Source organism: Pyramidobacter sp. YE332 (genome assembly GCF_033060595.1).
Lineage (GTDB): Bacteria > Synergistota > Synergistia > Synergistales > Dethiosulfovibrionaceae > Pyramidobacter.
Window position 1 is genome coordinate 116,509 of the sequence record NZ_CP133038.1, and the last position, 22,143, is coordinate 138,651.

A 22,143-nucleotide genomic window follows, 5' to 3' on the forward strand; every position below is an offset into this window, starting at 1 on the left:
GCGTTATCACAGGCTTTTTGCGCAACAGGATTTTCTGTTTAGAAAGCGCCGCCGGAGCTCAGGCGGTGCAGAAAAACGATCTGCGGCCGTCCCGTCTCGGGGTTGGGAGCAACGCTGGCCTCCACACGGTAAACGGCGCGGATCAGTTCGGGCGTGAGCACCTCGGCCGGAGCACCGCTGGCGAAGACCTGACCGTCCTTCATCACGTAAATGCGGTCGCAGTACTGTGCCGCCAGGTTCAGGTCGTGCATGACGACCAGCGAGGTGACGCCGAGACTGCGCAGCAGGTCCATGATCTCGAGCTGATAATAGATGTCGAGGTGGTTGGTGGGCTCGTCGAGGATCAGAAAGTCCGTCTCCTGCGCAATGGCACGGGCAATCAGAGCGCGCTGTTTTTCGCCGCCGGACAGCGAGGCAAAACTGCGTCCGCCCCGTTCCCGCATTCCCACGTATTCCAACGCGCGCTCCACCAACTCGAAATCATGCGCGTCGTCGCGCTGCAACGCCTTTTTGTGCGGATAACGCCCCATCGCGGCGATCTCGCGCACGGTGAAGTCGAACTGTCCCGGCATCTCCTGCGGCACTGCCGCGGCGCGGCGCGCGAATTCCCGGGCGCGCAGACCCCAAACCTCTTCGTCGTCCAGCAGGATCGAACCGAAGCGCGGCCTATTGACGCGGTATGCGCAGCGCAGCAAACTGGATTTGCCGCTGCCGTTGGGGCCGATCACGCCGACGAACTCGCCGCGTTCCACTTTCAAGTCGGCGCCGCTCACGATATCCGCGGTTCCGACTCCCCAGCGCAGCGATTCGATTGTCAGCTTCATCGCGGGGTTCTCCCGCTGCTTTTGAGCAGCCAGATGAAAAACGGCGCGCCGATAAAGCCCGTGACGATGCCCAGAGGAAGCTCCCGCGGAGCCAGAGCGGTGCGCGCGAACACATCCGTCCAGATCAGAAAGCTCGCTCCCGCGAGCGCCCCCACCGGCAGGAGGCGGCGATGGTCGGAACCGACCAGCAGCCGCACGGCGTGCGGAACGATCAGTCCGACGAAACCGATCGAACCGCTGACCGCTACGATCACCCCGGTCAGCACCGAAGTGGCGGTGAACAGAAGACGGCGGAATTTCGTCACGTCCACGCCGAGCGCCGCCGCGTTCTCGTCGCCCAGCAGCAAGGCGTTGAGCGGGCGCGACTGGGCGATGAACAGGGCAAGAGAACCGATCAGCACGAAAAAAGGCAACGGCAGACGATCCCATCTTGCGCCGCCGAGCCCGCCGAGCATCCAGAACATCGCCGATTCGGCGCCGTTGCGCTGTTCCAGATAGACCATGAAATTGGTCACGGCCATAAACACGTACGACACGGCAAGTCCCGACAGGACCATCCGCACCGGCGTCAGGCCGCTGCCCTGACGCGCTATGGCGAAAACCAGCACGAAAGCCAACGCCGCACCGGCAAAGGCCAGCGCGGAGACTCCGGACATGCCGGTCAGAGCGATGCCGAAAACCCGCGTCATGAAGAGCATGGCAAACACCGCCCCCGCACATGCGCCCGAAGAAATCCCCAGCAGATAGGGATCGGCCAGCGAATTGCGGACCAGCGACTGGATCACCGCCCCCGCGGTGGCAAGGCCCGCGCCGACGACAGCGCCGAGCAGCACGCGCGGGAAACGGATCATCCAGACGATACCGACTTCGTTGCGCGGCCATTCCGCCCCGAACCATTGCCAGTCCGGAAACATCTGATGGAGGATGATGCCCCACACATGCCGGAACGGCAGCGGCGCCGTCCCCATCGATACTCCCAGAGTTACGCTGAAAAACAGCAGGATCGTCAAGAGGATCAGCAGCGGCGCCAGATCTCGTTTGACAAAGAACCGGTTCACTTAAAATATCGCGGGATACAGCCCGCGAGCGATCAGTTCCAGTCCGCGAACGGCTCGCGGACCCGGATAGACTTCGTCCACCGACATGTAGATCAGTTTTTTGTCGCGGACGGCTTTGACGCCCTGCAGCGCGGGATGGTCGAGCAGCATGGCCTTGCTTTCGTTTTCCGGCGTGGCGCGGTATTCGAGGATCAGGATCACGTCGGGATCGCGGGCGACGACTTCTTCCCACGTCACCTTGATCCAGCTGCTTTCCACGTCGTCGAAGACGTTGGCGGCATGCGCCAAGCGGAGCAGAGCGCTGGGCATGGCCTGTCCGCCGCAGGAGCGAGGCACGTCTTCGTTGGGCGTTCCGAAGCTGCGGAAGATGAACACGCGCGGACTTTCTCTCACGCCGTCAAGTTTTTCCCCTACGGTCGCGACTCTCGCTTTCATGCCGGCGATCACCGCCTCGGCCTTATCCTGCACGTTGAAAATCACGCCCAGGGTGCGAAGGTCGTTATAGGTATCTTCCAGCGTCACAGGCGGCTTGTCCATCACGCGGATCAGCGATTCCGTGATGGCGTAGCTCTTGACGCCATGCTTTTCCAGCTCTTCGGGCGTGACGGCGTTGCCGGCCGTGCTGCCGGGGATATCGAGGCCGTAGTTGTAGCCCGACAGGAAAAAGTCGGGATTGGCGCCGAGCAAAGTTTCCAGCGCAATGTAACCTTCCTGGGCCACGGGGATCTTCGCCAGCTTCTCGCGGTATTCGGGGGAAACCTGGTGTTTCGAGCCGGGGAATCCCGCATAACCTACGAGCCGGTCTTCAAGACCAAGCGCGAACATCAGCTCGATGATATTGCTGTCGCCGTTGGTGACGACGCGCTCGGGCGCTTTTTCAAAGACGATCTTGCGGTCGCCGTTCTCGACGGTTACGGGATAAACCGTTTCTGCCGCGCCTGCGGCTGCGGCGAAAAAAACGGCGCTCAGCAGCGCCGCAAAAATGACGTGAAGCGATTTCCTCATCATAGGACCTCCGATTCAAATAAGATGACAAAGCGACGCGGCCCCGAAAGGCTGCGAAAAAAGCCCTGCTCCGCGGATCGTTCCACGAGAACAGGGCCTGCATTTTTTCAACGCACGACGGAGCGCCGTCCGTCCTTCTGCGCGCACGCCTTACGGACGCAACGGCAGGCCTCCTGAAAAGCTTCTTTCAGCTACTTGAACAGTTCGGGATAAAAGGCTTTGGAAATCAGTTCCAGGCCGCGGATGGCGCGGGGGCCGGGATAGGCGTCTTCGATGCGAATGATGTAAACGCGCCCATCCTTCACGGCGTTCACGCCCTGCAGCGCGGGATTCTCGAGCAGCAGCTTTTTACGTTCCTCGCCGTTCGTCGTACCGGCTTCCAGCAGCAGGATCACGTCGGGATTGCGCGCGACGACCTCTTCCCACGTCACCTTGATCCAGCTGCCGTCGACGTCGGCAAAGATGTTGCGCGCCTTCGCCATCGTCACCAGAGCGCTGGGCATGGCCTGAGCGCCGTTGGAACGGGGAGGCTGATCGGGGGCGCTCCAGGTGGGATGGATGAACACGTTCAAGGGCTTGGCCAAGTCGAGCTGCGACAGCTTGGCTTCCACCGCCGCGGCGCGCGCTTTCATGCCGTCGATCACCTGCCGCGCCTTGTCCTGCGCGTCGAAGATCACGCCCAGCTTGGTCAGGTCGGCGTAGGTGTCCTCGAGGCTGACGATGGGCTTTTTCATCACGTGGATCAGCGACTCGGTGATGGCGTAGCTCTTGACGCCGTGCTTTTCCAGCTCTTCGGGCGTGATGGCACCGCCGGCCGTGCTGCCGGGGATGTCAAGTCCGTAGTTGTAACCCGACAGGAAAAAGTCGGGATCGGTGCCAAGCAGCGCTTCCAGCGTGATGTAGCCGGGCGCGGCAACGGGGATCGCCTTGAGCTTCTCCCGGTATTCCGGCGAGACTTGACCGCCGTACTCGGGGAATCCCGCGTAGCCCGCCATGCGGCTTTCGAGGCCGAGGGCGAACATCAGTTCAATGATGTTGCTGTCGCCGTTGGTGACGACGCGCTCGGGCGCTTTTTCGAAGACGATCTTGCGGTCGCCGTTCTCGACGGTTACGGGATAAACGGTCTCCGCCGCGAAGGACGCCGCGGTTATGGCCAGTAAACCGGCTGCCGCAAAAAAGCTGCGAAGAATCTTTTTCATGCTGTGAACCTCCTGCGCAAAAAAACGTGACCCGGCCCCCGCCGGCTCGCCTCTATAGAAAACGCGGGCATAAAAAAAGACACGGTCCGCGGCCGTGCCTTTAGAGACAGTGATATCTGCTGCCCTGAAAAGATTTCGCCCGCGCAAAAGCCTTCCTTCGCGTCGCCCGGCGCGTATCCTGACTCCCCATCGTCCTCCGCGGCGCCCTTCCCAAAGGCCGAAAGCCTTCAGTGAGCGTGATACCGCTTCGTCAGGGGTTACAGTGGCGGGGCCGCGCAGGATTTTCACCTGCTTCCGACGCCCGGCGACGTTCCATTTTCACATATTTTAAGCGCCTCCAGGCCCCCTGTCAAATCCTGAGGCAGGACGGGACTGAAGCGGGACCCGCGCAGACAGCGCGGCGTTTTTGTGCTATGCTTGGCTCACCAAATGGGATCATTCCGAAGGGGAGGTCGCTCGTTATGAAACGTATTCTTGCAAAAATTTTCCCGGCGCTTTTCGCCGCCGCGGCGTTGGCTGCGCCCGCCATGGGCGCCGATCTGCGCGAGCTGCTCGCGGCCACGCGGACGGCGCAGAAAACCGGCGAGATCATCCTCGTCGTCGACCGCACCCTGACCCTGTGGAAGAAAAGCGATGCCGGCGCCTGGCAAAAGACGCTGGAAGCGCCGTGCGGCTACGGCAAGCTGGGGCTGACGGAAAACAAGCGCGAGGGCGACAAAAAGACGCCCGTCGGCGCCTTCCCGATCCTGCACGCCTTCGGCAACAAGCCCAACCCCGGCACGGCCATGAAATGGCGCCCAGTGACGCCCTCCTCCTACTGGGCCGACGACGTAAACCAGCCGAAAATCTACAACACCTGGGTGGAGAGCGCGAAAAAAATCCACGGCGAACACCTGGCCGACTACTATCAGTACGATTACGCCATGGCCGTCGGCTACAACTCCGACCCCACCGTGCCGGGACGAGGGTCGGCCATCTTCGTCCACGTCAAATCCCGCCGCCACTGGACCACCGCCGGCTGCCTCTCGCTCGAACGCCGGGACATGATCGAGCTGCTGCGCCAGTGCCACGACGGCGCCTGGATCGTCATCGTCCCGAAAGCGGAGCGTCTCGCCCGTTTTTAGACGGAGCCATACCGAATACAAAAGCCATTTCTTTCATCATTCGCCGCGGCGATAAAAACTGCCCCGCCTTTCTCGGCAAGCGAGAAAGGCGGGGCAGTTTTTATCGCCGCGGATCAATCCTGAGGCCTGTTCAGCGCGCGGTCGAGGTTGCGCACGAAATCCTGCGTGTTGGTGACCATGCTGACGGCCGTGACGGTGCCGCGGTCGGACAGCTTGTTGACGGCGAATTCCTGCACGTCGACGGTATACATGTAGACGGGACGGACGACGCCGTCGAACTCGTTGTACGAGGGGGTCATGTTGCCGGTGGCGATGGTGTAAAGGATCGCTGACATCATGATCATGGTCGAGGTCTTGCGGGCGTGGACGCGCATGGCGTTCTGAGCGGCGTAGACGTTGTTGCAGGCGCCGGGCAGGGCCAGGCGGTCGCGGATGGTGCCGGCCATGACCAGAGCTGTGCCGCATTCGACGCAGGCCTTGACGAAGCCGTCTTTGACCTTGCCGGAGGCGACGAGCGCTTCCAGCGAACCGTAGGAGTTGGCGAGGTTGATGGTGTCGTAGAGGTTGTAGGTGCTGTTCTGCTCGTGTTCGAAGATTTTCTGTCCCCACGACGTGTCGAAGACGCCGCGCTCGAGATCGAAAGCGGCGGTTTCGGAACCGCAGAAGACGGCCTGCACGTAGCCGTTGCGGATCAGGCGCTCCAGGCCAAGACGCGAGTTCTGGTCGAGGGCCAGCGCCGTACCGATGACGAGCGTCACGTAGCCGCGGTGTTCGCGCTCGTGCCGCAGCACTTCGTAGAGCGTGTCGTAGTCGAGCGAGTAGGCGGTCTCGCGCGAACGGCCTTCGCGGAAAGCGAAGGTGTCGGAGGTCGCGGTTTCGGCGAGGAAGCCCTGCGTCCACACGTAGATGCCTTCGCTGGCGTCTTCGGTACGGCCGATCACGACTTTGTCGCCTTTTTTCAGGTTACGGAACTCGACGATCTCGACGCGCTCCCGGCCGGGCGTGTCGCGGGCCACGCAGACGGTGTCCATGCGGCTCTGCGTCGCCAGTACCCATTTGTCGTTGATCTTGAAATACTCGGGGTAGACCGACAGGGCGTGGTAACGACGGGGGCTGATCCCGTCGCGCTCGACGGTTTCGAGACGGCAGTTGGGCGCGTTTTTCAGGAACTCCTGCTCAAAATCGGGGTGGCGATATTTCGGCATTTCGAAATTCATTTGCCCGCCTCCTCACGCTGCGCGTTTTTGACGACGACGAATTCCTCGGCGGGGACTTCCATCGCCTCCACCTGCTCCCGGGCGACGGCGCCGATCAGCGCGCGTTCGCAGTTGACGACGAAGTCCTGGACGTTGGTGTTCATCGGCACGACGGCGATGCGCTCGCGGGCCGCGACTACCTTGTTGGTGACGTTCTCGGTGATGTCGATGGTGTACATGTAGACCGGCGTGATGGCGCCGTCTTTTCGCACGTGATAGCTCGACGCCATGTTGGCGACGGAAAGGCTGTGCAGCATCGTGGCGATGCCGATGATCAGCGTGGCCTTGTCGAGGTGCTTTTTCATCTCCGTCAGCGCCTTGTCGGTGTCGCCGATCACTTCGGGCAGCGGGCCGTCGTCGCGGATCGAGCCGGCGAGGACCAAGGGCACGTTCATCGAGACGAGCGTCTTGATGATGCCGTCTTTGACGTGGCCTTCGTTGATGAATTTTTTCGTGGAGCCGGCCGTGCGCACTTCGTTGAGCAGGTCGAGGTGGTTGTAGTGCCCCATCGGCTGGTTTTCCTGCGTGTAGATGTTCTGTCCCAGCGCGGTGCCGAGGAAACCGCCCTCGAGGTCGTGCGTAGCCATGGCGTTGCCGCCCATCATGCAGCTGATGTAGCCGTTCTCGGCCAGGTGGTTGAGGGCGACGCGCGTGTCGTAGTCGAAGACGACGCTCGGCCCCAGCACCCAAACGATGTAGCCTCCGTTGTCGCGCTCGTATTCGAGCTGCGCGAACAGCTGTTCGTAATCGGTCGTGTAGGCGGTCTCCACGGCGCGGCCGGGCGTGGCGTAAACGCTTTCGGGGAAGCCTTCCTTGTACACGAGGACGCCCTCGGAGCCGTCGGTCGCGCGCCCCAGAACGACCTCGTCCCCCACTTCGAGGTCGCGGATCTCCGTGACGGCGATTTTCCCCTCTTTGAGCACGGCCACGCAGTTCAGCGAATTGTGCTCCGGCAGCTGCCACGTTCCGTTGCAGCGATAAAAGGTTGGCAGATGGGTGGTCAGATAAAAACCGCGCGGCGCCACGCCTTTCTTCTCGACTTTCGCGCATTTCACTTCGCCCGCTTCCCGATACTTCGCGTCGGCGAAGTCGGGGCACGCAAAGACAGGCATTTCAAACTTCATGATTGCTCCTCTCTGGACGAACGAAACAGGTGGCCGATGTCCACCGTGTCTTTCTGTTCCGTCACTCGCTCTCGAAACTCGCTGGCCGTAACTTTCAGCCATTTCAGGAAGTTACGGTTGAAACTCCGCAGTGAATTGTAGCCGACCTGAAACGCGATATCCGTCACCGACTGATCGGTGCGAAGCAGCAGGTTCGCCGCCTCGTGGATGCGCAGGTAATTCAGGAAATTCGTAAAGTTCATCTCGACGATGTAGACCAGGGATTCGTTGACCATCCTGGGAGAGGCATTGAACTGTTCCGCCACGTCCAAAACGGTAAGATCGCTCGCAAAATTCCGATATATGTATTCGATGATCTTGCCGGCTTTCGGCGCGGGCAAAACCATGGAGACGCCGGGATTGTTCCGGTAGCAGCGGCGGAACTGCTGCGCTCCGATCCCTTGCTGGTCGGAAAAGACGCGGGACAGATGCGATATGTCGGAGTAATCGAGGATGTCGGCGATCTCCGCCAGGGAAATATTCGTGTGCAGCAGCAGAAACGTGACCTTCGACAGCTTCATTTCCTGAAGCAGCTCGTAAAAACCGAGCCCGGTCACCTTGAAGATGTAGCGGGAAAGCGACGCTTCGCTGACAAAATAGATCCGGCTCAGGTCCTGAAGCGTCAGCTTGCGGTGCAGATTCAGGTACATGTACTGAAAAATGTGGGGGGAACAGCTTTCTTCCTCTTTTTCAAGACGGGCCTGTCCGTCGGAACGTTCTTCCTGGTCCTGCGCCAAGCGCAGGTAGAGGACGACCAGTTCCACCAGCTTCGCCGTCAGGTACAGCTCGGACCACGACTGGCGGACGGCGGACGTTGCGATGGAAACCGGTTCGATCTCGCGGCGGATCTCGTCGAAGAGGGCCCTGACGCGCGGACGCTCCTGCTCCGGGACGCGCACGCCGCCGTAGCGATACAGAAGCGTGACCATGTCGAATTTCTCGTTTTCGATGTTGAACTGGTTTTTGACGATGAAATTCAGAAACTCGAACGGATAGATCAGCAGGTAATAGCACAGCGGTTCCTTCACTTCGACGATTTCGGAAATTTCCCATGGCAGTAGGGCGATGACCGCGCCCGGCTCCATCGCATAGTCTTTGTCGTAGATCCTGATCGTGCCTTTTCCCGAAAGGACGTAGAGGAAACGGCTGTTTTTGTGCAGCAGCGGCTTGGTCGGCGCGCTGTCCGACTGCACTTCGAAATAAGTCGCGACGCCCTCGCGGGACGCCGTGCGGTAAAATTCCTGAATTTCCACGCGCTTCCTCTGTCCGGGATTTTTCCGGGAAGTCATCTGTCCTCCCCCTTTTGCCGGTGCCTCCGGCGTCCCGAAGGCCCGCGGCGCTACGCCTGGATCCAGGTGCCGGTCGAGCCTTCCAGACCTTCCTTCGCCTTCTCCAGCGACGTGATCAGCGCCTTGCGGCCCGGTTTCGACTCGGCGAACTTGATGGCCGCTCTGATCTTCGGCAGCATGGAACCTTCGGCGAACTCCTTGTCCTCGATGTACTTCTTGGCTTCGGCCACCGTCAGCTTATCGAGCCACAGCTGATCCGGCGTGCCAAAGCGGATCGCCACTTTTTCTACGGCGGTGAGGATCACCACCACGTCGGCGTCGATCGTCTCGGCCAGCTTCACCGACGTGAAGTCCTTGTCGATCACCGCGTCGACGCCCTTCAGCACGCCGTCTTTCTCCACGACGGGCACTCCTCCGCCGCCGCCCGCGATGACGGTCACGCCCTGGTCGAGCAGCTTGCGGACGGCCTCTTCCTCGACGATGCGGACAGGCGCCGGAGAGGCGACGACCTGACGGTAGCCGCGGCCGGCGTCTTCGGCCACGGCCACGCCCGCAGCTGCCAGTTTGTCGGCGTCTTCCTTGCTCATGAAGGTGCCGATCGGCTTGGTCGGGCGCTGGAAAGACGGGTCGCAAGCGTCGACCTGGACCTGCGTCACGAGAGTGGCGACGCTGTCGTTCATCTTCCTGGCGCGGAACTCGTTGCCAATGGCATTCTGCAGGTGGAAGCCGATGTAGCCTTCGCTCATGGATCCGCACTCCGGGAACGGCACGTAGGGCAGCTTCTCGCCCGATTTGGCGGCGATATCCATCGACTTCTTGATCATGCCGACCTGCGGGCCGTTGCCGTGACACACCAGCACCTGAACGCCGGACTGAACGAAATCGACGATGGAACGCGCGGAGTGCTTGACGCGTTCCTTCTGCTCCTCAGGCGTGTTTCCAAGGGCGTTGCCGCCCAGCGCAATGACTACTTTTTTCATTATAATCTCCTATCCTCTTAAATGGAAACCCTTTTTCAGGAAACGACATCCGCGCCGCCGGTCCTTATGACGACGCGCGCGCCGGGACGCAACCGGCCGAGTAGTTTTTTCGCAGCCAGATCGGCGAGGACGGTCCGCTCCATATACCCGGCAACAGGATGAGCGCCGCTCTCGGCGCGGTCGAAACCGGCCGTGACGGCGTCGAGCGTCGCTTCGTCCCACGACAGTTCGATCTGCTCTTCCTCAAGCTCTCTTTGCAGTTCCCGCAGGCGGAGTGTCAGCAGTTCCCGGCGCTCCCGCAGCGAAAAGTCCTCGAAGTAATAGACGCCGTCGAGTCCGTCCCGCAGCAGTTCGCGCACCGGCGGATCGCGGTCCGTGCCGGTGACGGTGAAAAAGAGCAGGGCGTTACGGAAGTTGACGGTCCGCCCCCTGTTGTCGGCGATCTCGCCGTCGGCGGCGAGGCGCGCGACCAAACTCAGCACTTCCGCGCCGGCATGATCAACCGATTCGAAGACGATCACGCTGTGAGGGCGCAGGCGCACCGCTTCCGTCAGAGCGCCGGCCGCGTCGTGTCCGACATAGCCGGGCGGCGCGCCGATCAGTTTATTGACAGAAGCTTTGTCGGTGAACTCGCGCATGTTGAAGGACAATGGCGAACGTTCGTCTTCGTAATAATGCTTCGCGAACAGTTCCGCCAGATAGCTCTTGCCGGTGCCGGAGGGACCGACCAGCAGGAAGCTGCCCACCGGACGGCGGCGCTTCATAAGGCCGCTGCGTGCCCGCAGGATGCTCTGCCGAACGGCGGAAACCGCGTCGCGATGGCCGACGAACTCGGCAAGCAGGCTCTTTCCGGCCTGCTCCAGCTTTTCGCTTTCGCTGCGGCCGATGCTCGACAGCGGGATGCCGGCGCGGACAGCGACGATGCGCTTGATCTCCTCTTCCGTCACTTCCCGCGAAACGGGGTAGTGCGGTCCGATCCGTTCGATCTCCGCGATCTTGGCGTCGAAAGCCTGCCGTTCCGCGACGAAGCGTTTCACGTCGTCGACGCGGTGAGCTTCCTGGGCGTCTTCCAGGCTGCGGCGCACTTCGTCGCGAAGCTCCTTGAGGCGCGACAGCTCGTCGAGACGCTCCACTTCCTTCTGCCAGGCGGCAAAACGTTCCCCGTAGCGGACGCGTTCGCCCTCGAGCTGTTTTTCCAGCGTCTGCCGCCGCCGCTGCGCCGCGGGATCCGCCTCGTCCAGCAGCAGGATGTGTTCCATCTCCCACTGGATGATGCGGCGGTTCCACTCGTCTAGCTCCTGCGGCATGGAGTCCATGCTCATGCGCACCATCGCGCCGGCCTCGTCGATCAGGTCGATGGCCTTGTCCGGCAGGGAACGGTCGGTGATGTAACGCTTCGAAAGCTGAATCGCGGCAATGAGCGCGCCGTCGGCGATACGGACGCGGTGATGCGTTTCGTATTTCGAGACGACGCCGCGCAGCATGGACAGCGCCGCCTCTTCGGAAGGTTCCTCGATGAGGATCTTCTGGAAGCGCCGTTCCAGCGCCCGGTCCGGCTCGATGTAGCGCCGGTATTCCTCGACCGTCGTGGCGCCGATCATGAGGATCTCGCCGCGGGCCAGAAAGGGCTTGAGGATGTTGGACGTGTCCATTGAGCCGGAGCTGTTTCCCGCGCCGATGATGGTGTGCAGCTCGTCGACGAAAAGAATGATGCGCCCCTTGGAGGCCTTGACGATCTCTAGGATCTCCTTGAGGCGTTCCTCGAAGTCGCCGCGGTACTTAGTCCCCGCCACCAGCGACGCCATGTCCAGCGAAAAGACGATGCGCCCGCGCAGCAGCGCCGGCGCGTCCTGTTTGGCGATACGCTGGGCGATTCCCTCGGCGATGGCCGTCTTGCCGACTCCCGCTTCGCCGATCAAAACGGGATTGTTCTTGAGACGGCGCGAGAGGACGCGGAAACATTCGTTGATCTCCTCGTCGCGTCCCAGCACCGGATCCATCAGACCTTCGCGGGCTTCCTTCGAGAAGTTGCGGCCGAAGCAGTTCAGAAGCTCCATCTGCTCGGGGCTGATACCCAGTTCGTCGGAGGCGGTCAGACGGGCCGTCAGCATCGACTGCACGGACTCGACGGTGACGCCGAACTCGGCGGCGATGACCGTCGACGGTGCCTCGCGGTCGCGCAGAATGGCCAGATACAGATGCGGCGTGCGCACATAGGCGTCAAACGACGCGCGCGCGATCTCGCCGCTGACCAGGACGATCTTGTGATACTGGCGGCTGTAATACAGCTTGCTAACGCCGGGCGCGGCGCGGCGATTCTGCAGCGCCTCCGTCAGCTTCCGTTCGTACGACAGAAGATCGACGCCCGCTTCCAGGAGCCGATACTTGATCTCGCTTTCTTTTTGGCGCAGGATGGCCAGAGAGAGGTGCAGGTCCGTTATCTCCGCATGATCGCAGCGGATAGCGATGTTTTTCGCCTCCGCGAAGACGCGCAGGACCTCTTGCGAAAATTTCGAAGAGTCCATGGGCTCCTCTGCCGCCGCTAGCCGATCAGCATCCAGATCAGATGCGCCGCGATGCCGGCGCAGAGGCCGCCGATCGTGTGCGAAAGGATCGCGTTCCCGGTCATTTCCTTCATGTCAAGCGCGTCCATCATGGCGATATGCGTGGAGAAATAGCCGCTCCAGCACATGCAGATCGCCGTGAAGACCGCCAGATCGTTGCCCGTGGCCGCGCCCTTTTTGACAAGATCGCCCACCATGCCGATCGCCGCGCCGCTGCTGCCCAACGCCGTGATCGGCACGGCAATGGCCTGCGGCGACTGGAAGCCGAACAGCGGATCGAGCAGGAAACGGAGCTTTGAACCGATCAGCGGCAGCAGCGCCACCCCTTCGTCGGCCGCTCCGGTGTAGACGCCGTCCGCTCCCGGGCCGTTCGTCAGCATCAGCACGATCGTGCAGATCAGCAGCACGCCGGGAATGATGGAAATGCCCATATCGACGCCGCTCTTGCCGCCGTGCAGCATTGACTGGATGAAGCGCGAGCCGGCCGAACCTTCCCGCACGACGCGCATGTCCGCGGGGATCGTCTCGCCGCCGGAGACCGGCATCATCGTTTCGATACCGTAATAGGCCCTGGTTTTGCGCAGCATCAGACGCACCGAAACGACGGAACCGATTATCGCGCCTATATTGCCGATCAGGGCCGCCTTCATGGCTCCCTCGACCGACAGACTCATCATCGTTGTCGTGATGATCAACCCCATGCCAAACGCCGTGCCCAGATTGGTCAGCGCCGCCATCTGATACTTCCTGAAATAGCGCTTGAAGTTGTCGTCCTGGGCGAAGGCCAGGATCGCCGGGTTGTCCGACAGATAGCAGTTCATAATGCCCAGGGCGCTTGAGCCGGGAAGGCCGTACAGCGGATAAATAACGGGGCGCAGCGCCCGGTTGATCAGAGAGATCACGCCGAACTCCGACAAAAGCCCGGCCGCGCCGCCGGCCAGCACCGACACCGCCATCAGATAGAAGCAGACGGACGTCAGCAGCTGATACCCTGTCAGCATCATTGTTTTGAACATGTTGGTACAGCCCATGACGCTGCCGATACCCACGAAAAAGGCAAGAAAGAAAAAGAGAAAAACGAAAGCCTCTTTTCCGATCTCCTTCTTGAGTTTGACCGTTTCCCCGTTCGCCTTCATGGTTCCTCCTGTAAGAGAGCAGGGAGTGCGGTTTAACGCCACGCGATAAACCGCACTGCCCGCCGATTGGATGCTTATCTATATTCCCGGACGACGCTTACTTTTTGCCGGGAAAATACTTGGGATTGCCGAAGAAATCGTCGACGATCGCCCTGACCTTGCCGCTCATCATCACCATGCCCAGCATGTTGACAAAGACCACCAGCCCGAGCGTGAAGTCGAGGAACACGCCGGCGTGCTCGAAGGAGATGAACGCCCCCAGCAGGATCATCAGGCTGGCCACGACGCGGATGATCTTGCCGATCGCGGTGCCGAAGCAGAACTCGGCCTGCTTTTCAGCGTAGAAAACAATGACGATGATCGTCGAAAGCACGAACAGGAAAAGGCAGACGGAGATCAACACTGAGCCGAACGCGCCGAAAGCACCCGTGAACGCCTGATGGATGGCGATGTTCTGATTGGCGGGATTCTTCCAGACGTCGGAGACGAGGACGACCAGCGCGGAGATCGAGCAGACGATCAGAGTGTCGGCCACGACCTCGAAGATGCCCCACATGCCCTGACGGGCGGGGTGATCCGTGACGGCGGCCGCGTGGCCGTATCCGGCGGAGCCCATGCCGGCCTCGTTCGAGTAGCAGCCTCGGGCGATCCCTTTCTGCATGGCCTTGGCCAGCGTGGCGCCGACGATGCCGCCGGCGACGGACTGAGGATTGAACGCGCCTTGGAAGATGGACAGCAGCGCGCCAGGAACCTTCGCGCCGTTCATGACGATGATCACGAATCCGAAGATAATGTAAAGGCCGGCCATGAACGGAACCATTCTCTCGGTGACCTGGCCGATCCGCTTGACGCCGCCGAAGACGACGAGCGAAACAAGGATGAAAATGATAACGACGGAGACCTTCGGGTTGACGCCGAGCTGCTCGATCGGGCCGGCTGCGGAAAGCGTCTGCAGCGTGATCGAAGGCAGAATTTCGAGCATGAAGAAGAACGCGACCGTCCAGCCCATGATCTTGCCCAGCACGCCGCCGATGCCGTTCCTGAACGTATAGGAAGCGCCGCCGACATACTCGCCGTCGACGTTGGTTTCACGATACTTGATGCTCAGCGCCACCTCGGCGAATTTCGTGCTGCAGCCGATGATGCCCGCCACCCACATCCAGAACACGGCGCCGGGGCCGGCCATGAAAATGATCGCCGGAGCGACGACGATGTTCGCCGCGCCGATCGACGAGGCCAGAGCCGTCGAAGCCGCCTGGAACGGCGAGACCGTGCCTTCGCCGCCGACGTGCGAGTTGAACATCTTGCCGAACGTTTCCTTCATGATCGTGGTGAAGTACCTGAACTGCACGAAACGCAGCTGGAACATGATCAGAAGCCCGCCGCCCATGAGCAGGATCAGGATCGGCCAGCCCCAGAAAAAGTCGGTCAGCGCAACGATATTGTCGATAACGGATTGCATGAACGGTGAATCCATAACGATTCCTCCCTCTGTGTTTATACATGGCAGCGCGTGCCGCCGCTTCGGGCGGCGGACACGCGCCGGTCGCCGTTTTTCAGCTTAGCAGAGCGTCGCGTACATGACCGCCTTGATGGTGTGCATGCGGTTCTCGGCCTGATCGAAAACGTAGGACTGCTTCGACTCGAAAACCTCGTTGGTGACCTCCATCTCGGTGATGCCGAACTTGTCGGCGATCTCCTTGCCGACCTTGGTCTCGGTGTCGTGGAAAGAGGGCAGGCAGTGCAGGAAAATCGCCTGTTCGTTCGCGTTCTTCATCGCCTTGGCGTTGATCTGATAGGGGCTCAGCTGCTTGATGCGCTGCTCCCAGATCTCCGCGGGCTCGCCCATGGAAACCCAGATGTCCGTGTAGAGAACGTCGGCGTTCTTCGTGCCCTCGTCGACGTCGCTCGTCAGCGTCACAGTGCAGTAATTCTCTTTGGCAATTTCCTTGGCCGTCTCGACCAGCTTGGGATCGGGGAAAAGCTCCCTGGGAGCGCAGGCGACGTAGTTGACGCCCATCTTGGCGCAGGCGATCATCAGCGAGTTGGCCACATTGTTGCGGGCGTCGCCCATGTAGACGAATTTCAGCCCCTTGAGGTGGCCGAAGTGTTCTTCGATCGTCAGAAGGTCGGCCAGCATCTGCGTAGGATGCCATTCGTCGGTCAGGCCGTTCCACACCGGCACGCCGGCGTAAGCCCCCAGCTCCTCGACCGTCTTCTGCGAGAAACCGCGGTATTCGATGCCGTCGAACATGCGTCCCAGCACGCGCGCCGTGTCCTTGATGCTCTCCTTGTGCCCCATCTGCGAACCGGCGGGATCGAGATAGGTGACGCCCATGCCCAGATCGGCGCCGGCGACTTCGAACGAGCAGCGCGTTCTCGTCGAGGTCTTCTCGAAGAGCAGCACGATGTTCTTGCCCTCGAGGTAACGGTGCGGCACGCCCGCGCGCTTCATCGACTTGAAGTTCTTCGAGAGCTCAAGCAGATAACGGATGTCCTGGGACGAAAAATCCAGCAGCTTCAAAAAATTCTTTCCCCGCAAATTCTTAGCCATGTGGCGCCTCCTGAAAGTATGAGAATGTGTGTTACGATTTACGCTTAAAACTAATTGACTTATTTATTCTACAAAAAATACGAAACACTTGTGAGACATTTCTCTTTCATTTATTTGACTTTTTTTGCAGAATAGAAAACAGGGAGCCCGGACATCCGAGCTCCCTTAAAGTGCAATCCTGACGGCAACAGCCTTTGAGCGCTGCCGCCTTAAAAATTGTTTGCAATTCTCGTCCAATGACATGATATTTTTAAAGCGTAACACGAAAGGGTTCAAAGGGAAACTTGCGACGACCTGCTCTCCCGCGAAGCGAATCGCAGTACCATCGGCGCTGGAGGACTTAACTTCCGGGTTCGGCATGGGACCGGATGGACCTCCTCCGCAATTCTCACCAGCTCCTCTGTTCCATCAGACTCCCGCCGCCGTCATGGCCTAGCCGCAACGGTGCGAAAGCTAAATTTTTTCAGGCGAACGTATTCGTTTATTTTCGGACTTTCGTTTTCGTTCTTTGCGCGTCGGCCAGTTCCGCAAGCGCAGGAACAAAGAAAAAAACAGAGACACGGGCGACGACCTACTCTCCCGCGAAGCGAATCGCAGTACCATCGGCGCGTGAGGGCTTAACTGCCGGGTTCGGCATGGGACCGGGTGGACCCCCTCCGCATTTATCACCAGTATCTCTGTTCAATTCGACTTCCGCAACTGCCATGGACGCGTCCACAGTCAGTGCGAAAGCGAAACCTTTTCGTTGTTCTTTTTTCGTTTCTCTTTTTCGTTTCTCTTCTCTCGAACAGCACGAAACTGAAACAGGTTAAGGCCTCGGTGTATTAGTACCGGTTAACTCAACGTCTCGCAACGCTTCCATTCCCGGCCTATCGAACCCCTCGTCTCGGGGACACCTTACTACCTTCTGGTATGAGATATCTCATCTTGGGGGCGGTTTCCCGCTTAGATGCCTTCAGCGGTTATCCGGGCCGTACTTGGCTACTCTGCTGATGCGGCTGGCGCCACAACAGATACACCAGTGGTACGTCCACTCCGGTCCTCTCGTACTAGGAGCAGCTCCCCTCAAATATCTTGCGCCCGTGGTGGATAGGGACCAAACTGTCTCACGACGTTTTGAACCCAGCTCGCGTACCGCTTTAATGGGCGAACAGACCAACCCTTGGGACCTGCTACAGCCCCAGGATGCGACGAGCCGACATCGAGGTGCCAAACCTCCCCGTCGATGGGAACTCTCGGGGAGATCAGCCTGTTATCCCCAGGGTAGCTTTTATCCGATGAGCGACGGCCTTTCCATTCAGCACCGCCGGATCACTAGGACCGACTTTCGTCTCTGCTCGAAATGTCTCTCTCGCAGTTAAGCCAACTTATACCCTTGCGCTCTCTTGGCGGTTTCCATTCGCCATGAGTTGACCTTTGCGCGCCTCCGTTACTCTTTGGGAGGCGACCGCCCCAGTCAAACTGCCCGCCTGACTGTGTCCTCTTCGTCGATTCAGACGCTAAAGTTAGACATTCGAAATCACAAGGGTGGTATCCCAACGATGGCTCCAAGAAAGCCAAAGCTCTCTCTTCTCCGCCTCCCACCTATCCTGTGCATGTGATTTCAAATATCAGTATCAGGCTACAGTAAAGCTCCATGGGGTCTTTCCGTCCTACCACGGGGAACCGGCGTCTTGACCGGTACCACAATTTCACTGGATCTCTCGTTGAGACAGCGCTCAAATCGTTACGCCATTCGTGCAGGTCGGAACTTACCCGACAAGGAATTTCGCTACCTTAGGACCGTTATAGTTACGGCCGCCGTTTACTGGGGCTTCATTTCCAAGCTGCGCCTTGCGGCTCACTCTTCCATTTAACCTTCCAGCACCGGGCAGGCGTCAGACTCTATACTTCGACTTGCGTCTTATGCAGAGTCCTGTGTTTTTGGTAAACAGTCGCTTGAGCCTGGTTTCTGTGGCTGCTCCCCGCTTCACCTTACGATTGACGGGGGCAGCACTCCTTCTCCCTAAGTTACGGAGTTAACTTGCAGAGTTCCTTAACGAGAGTTATTCCACTCACCTTAGCTTGCTCAGCTTGACCACCTGTGTCGGTTTCGGGTACGGGCGCCATAAGTTCTCCCTAGCAGGTTTTCCTGGCAGCGGAGCTTCAACAGCTTCGCCTCGAAATGAGGCTCCCTCTCGGATCTCGGCCTTGACGGGGCGATGTGCTTGACTGTCGCCCCAGCCTGCTTCCTTGGACTGGCTCTTCCATCAGCCGGCCTGTCTAGCTTTCTGCGTCGCTGCTTCGGTCGTAGCGAACTTATCGCGGGGCAGGAATTTCAACCTGCTGTCCATCATCTACGCTTTTCAGCCTTGACTTAGGCCCCGCCTTACCCTGGGCGGATCAACCTTCCCCAGGAATCCTTGGTCTTCCGGTGTATTTGATTCTCGCAAATATGTCGTTACTCATGCCGGCATTCTCACTACTCAGCTGTCCACGAAACTTTACAATTTCGCTTCGTCCCGCTGACTACGCTCCCCTACCGATAGATTGCTCTATCCCATAGCTTCGGCGGCATGCTTAGCCCCCTACATTTTCGGCGCGGGGGTCCTCGACCAGTGAGCTGTTACGCACTCTTTAAAGGATGGCTGCTTCTGAGCCAACCTCCTGGCTGTTTCGGGGTCCCTACATCCTTGTCACACTTAGCATGCTCTTCGGGGCCTTAGCTGATGATCTGGGCTGTTTCCCTTTCGACCACGAACCTTATCACCCGCGGTCTCACTCCTGATTTCTACGTGGCGGCATTCGGAGTTTGATGGCTCGCGCAAATCCCCCAGGACCGCTTGAGCTGTCAGTCGCTCTACCTCCGTCACGAATCCATCAAGGCTGCACCTCAATGCATTTCGGGGAGAACCAGCTATTACCTAACTCGATTAGCTTTTCACTCCTAACCACAGGTCATCCAAGACTTTTTCAACAGGCACTGGTGCGGTCCTCCATGGGGTTTCACCCCCACTTCAACCTGCCCATGGCTAGATCGTCAGGCTTCGGGTTTATTGCAGGCAACTTCGCGCTCTCTTCGAACTCGCTTTCGCTTCGGCTCCGGAACTTCATCCCTTAACCTCGCTGCATGCAATATCTCGCCGGCTCATTTTTCAATAGGCACGCTGTCACTTTCCATACATCGCTGTATTTCCAGCTCCAACTGCTTGTAGGCATACGATTTCAGGTCTCTTTCACTCCCCTCCCGGGGTGCTTTTCACCTTTCCCTCTCGGTACTATGCGCTATCGGTCACTTACAGTATTTAGCCTTGGACCATGGGCGGCCCGGATTCAAACGGAATTTCTCGTGCTCCGCTCTACTTGGGATTCGGTCTTCAGAGGGATCGGGTTTTCGTCTACGCGGCTTTCACGTTCTGCGGCTCGCTTTTCCAACACGATTCGACTAACCCGAGCTTTTCTTACTCTGCGGAAGCTCAGCAGCGCTTCCCCGACTGTCCCGCAACTCCCTCCGCAGCAACGGCTGCTGCCTTGCACTGCGGGGGTTTAGGCTGGCCCCTGTTCGCTCACCACTACTGGGGGATCTCTTCGATTTCTTTTCCTCCGGCTACTGAGATGTTTCACTTCACCGGGTTCCTCTCCTTTACGGAGTCACGGGTCTGCACCCGTGGGGTTGCCCCATTCAGATATCCGCGGATCGAGGCCTGCTTGCGGCTCCCCGCGGCGTTTCGCCGCTTGCTGCGTCTTTCGTCGGCTGTAAGTGCCTAGGCATCCGTCGTATGCCCTTTCTACCTTAACCTGTTTCAGTTTCGTCCTGTTCGATTGTCAAATGGCTGGGCGCGCGGGAGGGGGATCCGGTTTCCCGAGGATCTTTCTCCAACGCTGGATGCCGCGCGCTCTTTCGGCGCTTGCTCTTTGGCGTTTTGCGTTTGGCGCTCGGCGCTTTCTTAATCCAGGCATAAAACGCCCGGTTGGGTTCCTTGACTCGAAGAGGGGGAGAGAAGCGGCGTGAAGCGGGGGAAGATGTTTTGGTATTTCTGTCGTGCAAACGTGCAGCTTGTTTCGTTCAGCTTGAGTTCTCGTTCGCTGATGGTGCTCCTTAGAAAGGAGGTGATCCAGCCGCACGTTCCCGTACGGCTACCTTGTTACGACTTCACCCTCCTCACCGGACACTCTTTAGGCGGATCCTTCCTTGCGGTTAGGCCTCCGGCTTGGAGAGCACCCGACTCGGATGGTGTGACGGGCGGTGTGTACAAGGCCCGGGAACGTATTCACCGCGGCTTGGCTGATCCGCGATTACTAGCGATTCCAACTTCATGCAGTCGAGTTGCAGACTGCAATCCGAACTGGGGATGGCTTTCTGGGATCTGCTTCACCTTCCGGTCTCGCTTCTCTCTGTACCATCCATTGTAGCATGTGTGTCGCCCTGGACATATGGGCCATGATGACTTGACGTCGTCCCCACCTTCCTCCATCTTGTCGATGGCAGTCTCGCCGGAGTGCTCAGCTTTACCTGGTAGCAACTGGCAATAGGGGTTGCGCTCGTTGCGGGACTTAACCCAACATCTCACGACACGAGCTGACGACAGCCATGCAGCACCTGTTCACGTTCCCTTCCTTGCGGAGGGGTCGATCCGCTTTCGCTTCTCTACCGCGTGTATGTCAAGTCCAGGTAAGGTTCTTCGGTTTGCATCGAATTAAACCACGTGCTCCACCGCTTGTGCGGGCCCCCGTCAATTCCTTTGAGTTTCAATCTTGCGACCGTACTCCCCAGGCGGTATGCTTATCGCGTTAACTTCGGCACGAAACTATCGCTAGTCTCACACCCAGCATACATCGTTTACTGCCAGGACTACCGGGGTATCTAATCCCGTTCGCTCCCCTGGCTTTCGCGCTTCAGCGTCAGTATGCAGCCAGCAAACCGCCTTCGCCACTGGTATTCTTCCTGATATCTACGCATTTCACCGCTACACCAGGAATTCTGTTTGCCTCTCTGCTTCTCAAGCTCTCCAGTTTCGTCTGCGAAAAAGGGTTAAGCCCTTCCATTTGACAGACGACTTGAAGCGCCGCCTACGCGCCCTTTACGCCCAGTAATTCCGGACAACGCTCGCTCCCTACGTATTACCGCGGCTGCTGGCACGTAGTTAGCCGGAGCTTCCTCGCAGGGTACCGTCACTTCCTTCTTCCCCTGCAACAGAGGTTTACAACCCGAAGGCTGTCTTCCCTCACGCGGCGTCGCTGGGTCAGGCTTCCGCCCATTGCCCAATATTCCCCACTGCTGCCTCCCGTAGGAGTCTGGACCGTCTCTCAGTTCCAATGTGGCCGGTCGACCTCTCAGTCCGGCTACCCGTCTTCGGTTTGGTGAGCTTTCACCTCACCAACTGCCTGATAGGACACAAGTCTCTCCAAAAGCGCATCTCTGCTTTTCACCTTCCGGCTTATGAGGTATTAGCTCCGGTTTCCCGAAGGTGTCCCTCTCTTTCGGACAAGTCCTTGTGCTTTACTCACCCGTCCGCTGCTCGAATGATTCAATTCAACATATGTCTCCTCAAACCATCCTCGCTCAACTTGCATGTGTTAAGCACGCCGCCAGCGTTCGTCCTGAGCCAGGATCAAACTCTCCGTTGAATCCTTTATCCTTACCTGTTCCATCTTCTCGGATCGTTCCCGCTTGGCTTCTCTTCCTCGTCCTCTTCGGTTGTCAAGAAACGGCGTCGCACGCTCTCCAGCCGCTCTCTCTCTTCCAAAAACGGCTTTCCCGCGCGCAACACGGCGTATATTAACGCGACTATCCTTTTCTGTCTACGATTTCATTCAGATTCTTTTATCACAAATAAAAATCTATTTGTTTTCTTTTATTGAGATTTAATTGATACACTGATTATAAGTCACAAATATTTATTGACTTATTTCTTCAGGCATCATGAAATGTCTTTAAATAAACCATTTAACAGAATATTTCATCTTTAAAATTTCGCGAAAACATTTACCGGCGAGATCGCGGTTCAAAAA

At 59.0% G+C, this 22,143-nt stretch carries 13 protein-coding genes, 4 rRNA genes and 1 riboswitch; of the genes, 1 reads left to right on the plus strand and 16 read right to left on the minus strand.

Annotated elements, in window-relative coordinates; all coding sequences use genetic code 11:
- Positions 1 to 38: 38 nt before the first annotated feature.
- The 4 genes from RAH42_RS00585 to RAH42_RS00600 form a co-directional block, all read right to left on the minus strand.
- On the minus strand, positions 39 to 824 hold the full coding sequence (locus RAH42_RS00585) for an ABC transporter ATP-binding protein (RefSeq protein ID WP_078016633.1): 786 nt from the start codon (positions 822 to 824) through the stop codon (positions 39 to 41).
- On the minus strand, positions 821 to 1,882 hold the full coding sequence (locus RAH42_RS00590) for an iron ABC transporter permease (RefSeq protein WP_078016632.1): 1,062 nt from the start codon (positions 1,880 to 1,882) through the stop codon (positions 821 to 823). Before RAH42_RS00590 ends, RAH42_RS00585 begins: the two co-directional genes overlap by 4 nt.
- Positions 1,883 to 2,887, minus strand: coding sequence for an ABC transporter substrate-binding protein (locus RAH42_RS00595; RefSeq protein ID WP_078016631.1), 1,005 nt, complete (start codon positions 2,885 to 2,887; stop codon positions 1,883 to 1,885).
- Positions 2,888 to 3,078: 191 nt separating this feature from the next.
- The gene (locus tag RAH42_RS00600; RefSeq protein ID WP_078016630.1) at positions 3,079 to 4,086 is read right to left on the minus strand and encodes an ABC transporter substrate-binding protein; all 1,008 of its coding nucleotides are present in this window, start codon (positions 4,084 to 4,086) and stop codon (positions 3,079 to 3,081) included.
- Between the two features lie 150 nt (positions 4,087 to 4,236).
- Positions 4,237 to 4,443, minus strand: a riboswitch (cobalamin riboswitch).
- Positions 4,444 to 4,547: 104 nt separating this feature from the next.
- Between RAH42_RS00600 and RAH42_RS00605 the strand changes: the two genes are divergently transcribed.
- Positions 4,548 to 5,210, plus strand: coding sequence for a L,D-transpeptidase family protein (locus RAH42_RS00605; RefSeq protein WP_168170076.1), 663 nt, complete (start codon positions 4,548 to 4,550; stop codon positions 5,208 to 5,210).
- 113 nt (positions 5,211 to 5,323) lie between these two features.
- Here the strand turns inward: RAH42_RS00605 and RAH42_RS00610 are convergent, their stop codons facing one another.
- The 12 genes from RAH42_RS00610 to RAH42_RS00665 all read right to left on the minus strand — a co-directional run bounded on the left by RAH42_RS00610 (position 5,324) and on the right by RAH42_RS00665 (position 21,759).
- Positions 5,324 to 6,427, minus strand: a complete 1,104-nt coding sequence (locus tag RAH42_RS00610) for a hypothetical protein (protein ID WP_078016628.1) — start codon at positions 6,425 to 6,427, stop codon at positions 5,324 to 5,326.
- Positions 6,424 to 7,590, minus strand: coding sequence for a hypothetical protein (locus tag RAH42_RS00615; RefSeq protein ID WP_078016627.1), 1,167 nt, complete (start codon positions 7,588 to 7,590; stop codon positions 6,424 to 6,426). The genes RAH42_RS00610 and RAH42_RS00615 overlap by 4 nt, the downstream gene beginning before the upstream one ends.
- Positions 7,587 to 8,918, minus strand: a complete 1,332-nt coding sequence (locus RAH42_RS00620; RefSeq protein WP_078016626.1) for an AraC family transcriptional regulator — start codon at positions 8,916 to 8,918, stop codon at positions 7,587 to 7,589. Before RAH42_RS00620 ends, RAH42_RS00615 begins: the two co-directional genes overlap by 4 nt.
- A gap of 50 nt (positions 8,919 to 8,968) precedes the next feature.
- The gene (gene arcC, locus RAH42_RS00625; protein ID WP_317539742.1) at positions 8,969 to 9,898 is read right to left on the minus strand and encodes a carbamate kinase; all 930 of its coding nucleotides are present in this window, start codon (positions 9,896 to 9,898) and stop codon (positions 8,969 to 8,971) included.
- Positions 9,899 to 9,933: 35 nt separating this feature from the next.
- On the minus strand, positions 9,934 to 12,423 hold the full coding sequence (locus RAH42_RS00630; protein WP_078016624.1) for an AAA family ATPase: 2,490 nt from the start codon (positions 12,421 to 12,423) through the stop codon (positions 9,934 to 9,936).
- A gap of 17 nt (positions 12,424 to 12,440) precedes the next feature.
- The gene (locus tag RAH42_RS00635; protein WP_078016623.1) at positions 12,441 to 13,598 is read right to left on the minus strand and encodes a hypothetical protein; all 1,158 of its coding nucleotides are present in this window, start codon (positions 13,596 to 13,598) and stop codon (positions 12,441 to 12,443) included.
- A gap of 97 nt (positions 13,599 to 13,695) precedes the next feature.
- Entirely contained in the window at positions 13,696 to 15,075 is a 1,380-nt protein-coding gene (locus tag RAH42_RS00640) for an amino acid carrier protein (RefSeq protein ID WP_317539743.1), read from the minus strand.
- Positions 15,076 to 15,159: 84 nt separating this feature from the next.
- Complete coding sequence (gene argF / locus RAH42_RS00645) at positions 15,160 to 16,152, minus strand: ornithine carbamoyltransferase (RefSeq protein ID WP_078016622.1); 993 nt, start codon at positions 16,150 to 16,152, stop codon at positions 15,160 to 15,162.
- A 281-nt stretch (positions 16,153 to 16,433) separates the two neighbouring features.
- A 5S ribosomal RNA gene (rrf, locus tag RAH42_RS00650) occupies positions 16,434 to 16,548 on the minus strand.
- Between the two features lie 162 nt (positions 16,549 to 16,710).
- Positions 16,711 to 16,825, minus strand: a 5S ribosomal RNA gene (gene rrf / locus RAH42_RS00655).
- A gap of 131 nt (positions 16,826 to 16,956) precedes the next feature.
- A 23S ribosomal RNA gene (locus tag RAH42_RS00660) occupies positions 16,957 to 19,930 on the minus strand.
- Between the two features lie 304 nt (positions 19,931 to 20,234).
- Positions 20,235 to 21,759: ribosomal RNA gene (locus RAH42_RS00665) — 16S ribosomal RNA — on the minus strand.
- Together the 16S, 23S and 5S rRNA genes form the textbook arrangement of a ribosomal RNA operon.
- Positions 21,760 to 22,143 lie beyond the last annotated feature (384 nt).